Here is a 7218-nt window from a genome sequence, read left to right as displayed (position 1 = left end):
GAGCAGCAAAGCTCGTTCCCGAATGATGAGCAATTGCAGGTGTAAGTTGATGACTTGCCATCATTACATTCATTCCTGGATTTTCTCGAACTGAGCCATTTTCCTCGATTAAATAATTACCACCATATTCGACCAACTCAGGTTTAATTTCACGGTTAATTCCAGGCCCACAACGAGTAAAAGGAGAGGGTTGATGTTGTTCAGCAATGACCAGCGCTGTTGCTATTTGACCAATTGCTTGAGTGCTAGGAGCCATAGAACCTACTGTAACAGCTAATGCTGCTTGACCAGGATCATAAATAGAGGATTCATCCTCTATGAAATATTTAGGATAAGGTAATCCATCCTCGTGATAGTCTCTAACATTAAACGTTGATATATTGCCTGTAATCGTAACAAAAACAACATCGTGTTCTCTTGAAAGCTTATCAATTGTTCGAGCTATCCAAGAATTACGTGGAACGGTTCGTTTAGCTTCTTCATGCCATTTTCGATTAGTAAATTGAAGAGAGAGGTTAAAAATTTTAACATTTAATAAATCGAAGTTCCCTACAATTTCTGCTAAGATTTTGGAAAATAATCTTTCATCTTCAATTTCATTGTCTTTATTCAAAATTCTGGCACTGGCGATCCAAATTTTTCCTTTATTTTCTGCATTTTTATATAAATTTAAGGCATAGTAAGAAACTAAAGAAGCAACACCAGAACCATGTCCACATTCATCATAAGGATTATCCTTATCAGATTCAGCTTTGAGATAAGAGCGAATCAAATCTTCTCTAACAACAGGTTTTAGAAAAGGATTTCCAATCGTTACTCCTGAATCTACAATGCAGACCATTGGAGCATCTTGAGGAGGGCTTATGAATTCACCTAAATTTTGAACTTGAAAATTTTTAAGCGTTTGATGAAATGTTTCAAATTGTGGACGAGCATCAAAATACACTATTTTAGTCTGCCATTTTTTGCCTTCTACTAATTCTTGAAAAATCTTCCCAGTACATCGAATTACAGCACGGCAAGTTCCTTTTATTTCTTCATGTTCAAATAAATAACCTTTAATCCCACTCTGGAATAAATTGCTTATCTCTGTTCGTATTTCTTGCAATTCCTGTCTCTGTTGATTTGCTCCTTTTTCTAAAGACATCATTTCGATTTCACAAATTATCAAATCTTGCTGAATTAATTCGTCATATTCTTCAAAAAATAATTGGCAAAGACGATCCTTGGGTGAAGCTTCTTCAATAGAATTAAGGTAGGCAAAATCTTTATTAGGTGGTTGACCTCTTCTTAATTCCCCTTCTCCAAAATCTTCAATCTTTTTTTCTAGTTGATCTAATTTTTCAGTACGAGGAACGGCAAGGGTAAAATTTTTAGTAGATTCTGAAATTGGCTTTAAACCTGTGCCATCTAAAGAAATTTTTTGTTCATGTTCTAGTTTAATTAATACTGCCTTTCTTTGCTCTTCAGACATTTGTTGCAATTTTTGGGAAAGTCCTTGAACTTGTTGTCTTAAATTATTAGCTTTCTCTTGTCGCTGCTCAATTTTTTCTAGGGGAAGGGGAACAAAATGAGACTTTTCTGAACGACGTTGAGCAGTTTGCGGTTGAGTTAGTGAAAAGAGAGGAAAATCTTGATTCATTATAAAGTATCCCTATTTTTAGTTTGCGCTTCAAATGTAGCTTTTTTAAAAGCTTTAAGTTGCTCAGAAATATCCTGGGTTTGTAGATTTTCTCTCCCTTCGAGAATCATAGTTTTAATAGCTTCAACAGTAATACGCTGAATATCTGCATAAGAAAGTGAACTCATATTCTTCACTATATATTCTAGTGAACCATCAAAATTTACTCCATTTAAAAGGCGTTGAAGATAAATCTCTCGTTCTGTTTTACCAGGTAAAGGAAACTCAATCAGATCATCAAAACGTCTCCATAAAGCGGGATCAAGTAAATACTGATGATTACTAGCAGCAATAATAATACTTTTAGATGAATCAAAAGTATCCATTGCTTGTAGTAAGCTATTGACAACTCGTTTCAGTTCTCCAACGTCATTGGGATCATCTCTATTTTTTCCCACTGCATCTACTTCGTCTAAAAGAAGTACCATTGGAGTTGTATTAGCTAAATTGAAAACCCGATGCAGATGAGAAGCGGTATCTCCTAAAAAACTAGAAATAATTGCATTTAGCCTCACAATGCCTACTGGAAGGCCAAGTTCATGAGCCAAATACTTAGCAGTAAAAGTCTTACCACATCCAGGTAGACCCCAAAAGAGTAGCTTGGTCTTAGGCAAGTATCCATATTTACTTAATTGTTGGCGTTTACGATGCTCATCTAAAACTCTCTCGATTTTCCCCTTGGTTTCCTGATTCAAAACGACTTGAGTCGAATCTACGGAGCTTTCTTCTAATATAACCAAATCATCGCCACTGCGACGATCTTTAGGGAGGAGCCTCAATCCATTTTGTGTTATCTGTTTCATCGGTTGCCTTCCTAATGCTTGCTGTAGCTCCTGAGCAAGAGCATGATGATTAGCGATGAGTTCATCTGCAATCAAAGCTTCTGCTGCTCTATAAAAAGCACTGTCATCGCGCTCTTTGAAGGCTTGAAATAGCCTTTTGAGTTGTTTGCCTGCTACCATTATCTCATGTTATGAATAATATTTTAACTCTGGGGACTTGTTTAAGAGGCAGAATGTGTCTTTAATGTTTACAAGGTTATGTTAAATGTCCTTATTTTTCCAATTAAAAATATTAAGCTATATCAATATAATTATACCATTAAAACAGCACACATAAATTTATTTTAACTTTGCTCTCTTTTAGAGTTTTGTCGTGGATGTGAGTGCGAGCACAGATATACACTACACTACTGATAACGCCGGAATCTTAAACCTAGCTCCACAATTAGGACACTCCGCCAACAACCTCAACCCATGCCGATCGCACCCCATCGTCGTCTTAAACTGCCACTCAATCTTATGACAAGGCGACTCCGCATAACAAGCCCCACACAACCTAATCGGTTCCAGCTTCATCCCCACCCCAGGAGGCAGTAACATCTCCCTCAACCGTTGGGTTTCAACCCCCGCCACCACCGCCAACGCTAGCAGCTTCATCAGATGAATGGATCAGCATTTATACTTGTGGGGGATGATGTGAATTAACTAAAAGTGATTTTCACCCATTATTAATGAGAGGAAATATCAAACCGTGTCTATCTGGATTATTCGTCATGGTCAAAGTCAATCCAATGCAGGAGTGGCAACTATTGGGCCGCATGAAAACGCCTTAACTGAATTGGGCTACCGACAATCACAATGTATTCCAACCGCCATTAAACAATCTCCAGACTTGATTGTAACTTCACCTTATCTGAGGACACAACTCACCGCTAAACCATTGATTGAAAAATTTCCACATACAGCCGTTGACGTTTGGCAAGTTCAGGAGTTTACCTATCTGAGCCTACAGTTCGATCGACCAACCACACTCCGCGATCGCAAACCTCTGAGCAAAGCTTACTGGGATCGCTGCGACCCTGAATATGTCGATGGAACCAACGCCGAATCGTTGGTTCAACTGATGGAACGAGTCCGAACTACCCTGAACCAGTTACAACAACAATCGGGTTTTGTGGTTGTTTTTTCACATGGATTTTTTATTAAAGCAATGCTGTGGCAAATTTTGGCTAACCCAACAGTAATTGATGCCGTTGCTATGGGTCGGCTTTTGGGATTTACGCGAGGATTTCGAGTACCGAATGCGTCAATTTTGCAGATGGAATTTGATTCAGGTGGGATACCTCACTGGAGTTCTTTCATTACCAATCATCTGCCACCTGAGCTGGAATCGGCAACACCCGATGCAACTGTGGCGATCAATGCAGACGATCGACCCTCGTAACCTACCTTCACTAATGCCCGAACCAACGCCAGAATATATCTACCAGGACTTTATATCGCTTCCCACCAAGATCGCCAAGATCGCCAAAATTTCCCACTTAATCTGTAAGGTAGTGCCAGCTAATTCCAAATACCTTGACCCTCAAGGCTTCGCAGGAGCCGGCTGAGGTGGAGATGCAGGAAGAGTGGGACTGCTTTTACCGCTGAGCAACTGCTCGAGCTGCTCCGTACTCAGCGATCGCAAAATACTCAGGCCCAACACATCTTTACTAATTGCTTTGACGTAAGACGGTTGGAGATAGCGGCGGAAAGTTGGCTCGTTAGCCAGATAGGTTTCCATAAAAGCGACACTCAATCCGTTAAGATAGCGGCGAGCTAAGGCTGGTTCAGGCCCAATGGCATTAGCAGGAACCCGGAAAACACTCTCAGGGGAATCGTCGATCGTCGAGAAATGTGTGCCGTTGTTGAGCAGTACGAGATATTTCTCAGGATTTGTTAACCAGGTAAAGGGTTGAATCTGTTCGAGCACCGCTGGTGCAACGGTATCGGCAGTGGCAGCTAAAATCATTACAGGGACTTGAATTTGGCTGAGGTTTGATTCCCCTAGAATGCTGCTGACAATTGGATTGATGGCGATCGCAGCTTTAACCCGGCTATCGCTCAAATTGTAATCCCGACGACGCAGAGTCTGAGCGCGACATTGAAGCAGTAACGAAATATTCCAAGTATCGAACTCTTTCTCGCAATCTTTATCTAGTTGCTCAAAATTAATCCCTCCTCCCACTAAAGCCAAAGCTGTATAGCCGCCGAAAGACTGACCGATTACCCCCACCCGCTGCAAGTCCATTTTCCCTTGATATTTGGGGTCAGATGCAGGAAGGGTATCTAGAAAATCGAGCAGCTCCTTAATATCTAAAGGGCGATCGACAAATTCTGTAGGTTGGGCCACCTCACTTGCTCTACCTACCACCAAGTTCTGCAACTGTTGAGAACTGCTACCGGGATGTTCCGGGACAGCAACGGCAAATCCGTAAGAGGCCAGATGTTCGGCTAAATAGGCAAAGGAGTAGCGATCTGAGCCTAAACCGTGAGAAATGACAATTAATGGTGCCGGTAATGACCCGCCTGTAGGCAAATACAAATCGAAGGGAAAACTACGCCCCTGGCGGTTTTTACTCATCATTGTCAGAGAAACTTTTTCCCAACTCAGCGACCCCCGCCGGTCTGGAGTTTGGAGCTCGGAAAGGTTAACTGCTGGTTCCGATGCAGCTTGGGCGTTTGCCAACTCGATTACTCCAGCGATCGCTCGGTTTGACCTATTTACCAAAGCCGTTAGCTGATTAACCAGTTCTAACCCCCGCGCAATATCGATCCGAATCCCATAAGTCGGAAATTTCTTGAGCACATTGATCGGTGTCAAACCCTCTGTATCTGCCGCTGCTAGAATTAAGGCCGCTCGAATTGCGTAAAAACCAGGCTGTCGGCCTTTTGTCTGCACGACTCGTCCCAAACGTTCCAGCAACACTTCACCCTGGGGCGTGTAAAGGAACTGAGAAATAGTCACGGGGCTGACTTCAGCCTTTGCTTGCAGAGCTTGTCGCAACTGAGCTAGCTGTTGCTGGTTGGCGTACTGAGCGAAGCCATCCCAAGTGTGATCGATTACGCCTGTCTGCACAAACAGCTCTAAAGACTCTATGGGTACTGAAATTTCCAGCGGGCCATAAGTCACGTAAACTCGCTGTGCTCCCAAGGCCGGGGCAGCAGCCAGAACCGCAATGCTGCACAACCCTAAGTATCTCAGGGCGATCGGCAGCACCGCGCGTTTTGCTCCTTCAGACAGACTCCTTAACAGACGGTTCATAACTCTGACACCTAGCAGTTCTCTCACCATCATTTAATAGTACAGAGCCAGATGAGATTCTGTGGGATTTAGGTTATGGTGAGTATATAACTCTAAAAATATTCTCTGGTGCATCGGTAGTTCGCAAATACTACTCAATCCGATTTATGTCAACTTATACGCGATCGCCAATTATTATTTATGCAACTACCTAAAACTTCCTGATTGATTTTCGCCCTTAAAGCTTGAGTGAGAGAAATCACAATGTTTAATGCAACTGCGATCCTAATTGACGCTTTCGTGCAAGAGCTACAGGCTGGATACCGCCGTACCTACGGTAAATATAAGCCGGATTACCCCGATATCATTGCCTGGGCGGGGAACATGGCTCTGGAAAACATCGCTAATTGCGACGCTCTCTATCACAATGTCGAACACAGTATGTTAGTTGCCCTAGTAGGACAGGACATCCTCCGGGGCAAACACATCCGCGAAGGGGGTGTCTCCCCTGAAGACTGGCTACACTATATCATTTCTTTGTTGTCTCACGACATCGGTTATGTCAAAGGTGTTTGCCGTCAAGACCAAGAAGCTGTTGGACTCTACGCCACTGGCATCGACGGAGGAATGGTTTCGATACCAATTGGTGCAACTTCTGCCAGTCTCACACCTTATCATGTTGACCGAGGGAAATTAGTAATTGATGAGCGTTTTGGTGGTCACAAACTAATTGATGCCGAACAAATTAAACGCAATATTGAACTAACTCGCTTCCCTGTACCTGCTGGTGAAACTCATCAAGATCGGCATAATTATTCGGGACTTGCTCGCGCCGCTGACTTAATTGGCCAACTCAGCGATCCGAATTATTTGCGAAAAATTAGTGCTCTTTTCTACGAGTTTGAAGAAGTCGGCACTAATAAAATCTTAGGCTATAAATCGCCCGGAGATTTGCGGCGGAATTATGCCAAGTTTTACTGGAACGGCGTTTTTCCTTACATCCCTGCCGCTTTGAGTTACTTAGAATTGACTCAAGGAGGAAAGCAAATTATCGCCAATCTCTACGCGAATGTATTTCAGGTAGAACACGCAGAACCCCTAGCTTTGAAACGTGCGGCTGTTGAAGAACTCTTTAAACCGGAAACTAATGGCAGTTTGAATGGTGAGAGTGAAAATGGTGATGGTTTTGCGAGTGTCGCCACTGAAACCCGTAAGTTTAGTGACTTCTCAAATCTAAATTTGTGATGAATTAGTCATAATTTAGATTCAACTAAGAAGAGGAGTCAATCTTAGGATGAAATATTTTATCCTGATTTCTGACTCCTTATTTATTCACTATAATTAAAAAAATCCAACGTAACGCCGCCCTCTGGGCGGTAAAGCAACCGCCCAGAGGGCGGCGTTACAAAAATTTGTAAGGTGGGCGCTCGCTGACCACCATCTATTGCTATAAGAAATTGCTTTTCGCAGCG

The 7218-nt window shown here is 42.5% G+C and carries 6 protein-coding genes; 2 read left to right on the top strand and 4 right to left on the bottom strand.

The genetic code is table 11. From position 1 onward, the window contains the following. The 3 genes from PN499_RS05975 to PN499_RS05965 form a co-directional block, all read right to left on the bottom strand. On the bottom strand, nucleotides 1-1642 hold a 1642-nt coding region (locus PN499_RS05975), incomplete at its 3' end, for a S8 family peptidase (RefSeq protein ID WP_272030778.1). Beyond that, nucleotides 1642-2643, bottom strand: a complete 1002-nt coding sequence (locus tag PN499_RS05970) for an AAA family ATPase (RefSeq protein WP_272030777.1) — start codon at nucleotides 2641-2643, stop codon at nucleotides 1642-1644. The genes PN499_RS05975 and PN499_RS05970, both read right to left, overlap by 1 nt. A gap of 222 nt (nucleotides 2644-2865) precedes the next feature. Beyond that, on the bottom strand, nucleotides 2866-3120 hold the full coding sequence (locus PN499_RS05965) for a TniQ family protein (protein ID WP_272030776.1): 255 nt from the start codon (nucleotides 3118-3120) through the stop codon (nucleotides 2866-2868). Nucleotides 3121-3214: 94 nt separating this feature from the next. Here PN499_RS05965 and PN499_RS05960 point away from each other — a divergent pair, with 94 nt between their 5' ends. Then, nucleotides 3215-3907 carry a histidine phosphatase family protein gene (locus tag PN499_RS05960; protein ID WP_272030775.1) on the top strand — a complete coding sequence of 231 codons (693 nt, stop codon included), beginning with the start codon at nucleotides 3215-3217 and terminating at the stop codon, nucleotides 3905-3907. Between the two features lie 141 nt (nucleotides 3908-4048). Here PN499_RS05960 and PN499_RS05955 read toward each other — a convergent pair whose 3' ends face one another. Continuing rightward, nucleotides 4049-5767, bottom strand: coding sequence for an alpha/beta hydrolase (locus PN499_RS05955; RefSeq protein ID WP_272030774.1), 1719 nt, complete (start codon nucleotides 5765-5767; stop codon nucleotides 4049-4051). Between the two features lie 243 nt (nucleotides 5768-6010). Between PN499_RS05955 and PN499_RS05950 the strand changes: the two genes are divergently transcribed. Continuing rightward, nucleotides 6011-6991 carry an Npun_R2479 family HD domain-containing metalloprotein gene (locus tag PN499_RS05950; protein ID WP_272030773.1) on the top strand — a complete coding sequence of 327 codons (981 nt, stop codon included), beginning with the start codon at nucleotides 6011-6013 and terminating at the stop codon, nucleotides 6989-6991. Nucleotides 6992-7218 lie beyond the last annotated feature (227 nt).

Origin of the sequence: Kamptonema animale CS-326 (genome assembly GCF_028330895.1) — a bacterium.
In the GTDB taxonomy this organism is placed as follows: domain Bacteria; phylum Cyanobacteriota; class Cyanobacteriia; order Cyanobacteriales; family Microcoleaceae; genus Kamptonema; species Kamptonema formosum.
Note: the sequence above shows the minus strand (reverse complement) of the source record. Positions and strands in the feature narration are given on the sequence as shown.

Coding starts and splice junctions, on each gene's coding strand:
- PN499_RS05970 (WP_272030777.1), bottom strand. CDS start 2,643: ATGGTAGCAGGCAAACAACTCAAAAGGCTATTTCAAGCCTTCAAAGAG.
- PN499_RS05950 (WP_272030773.1), top strand. CDS start 6,011: ATGTTTAATGCAACTGCGATCCTAATTGACGCTTTCGTGCAAGAGCTA.
- PN499_RS05955 (WP_272030774.1), bottom strand. CDS start 5,767: ATGAACCGTCTGTTAAGGAGTCTGTCTGAAGGAGCAAAACGCGCGGTG.
- PN499_RS05965 (WP_272030776.1), bottom strand. CDS start 3,120: ATGAAGCTGCTAGCGTTGGCGGTGGTGGCGGGGGTTGAAACCCAACGG.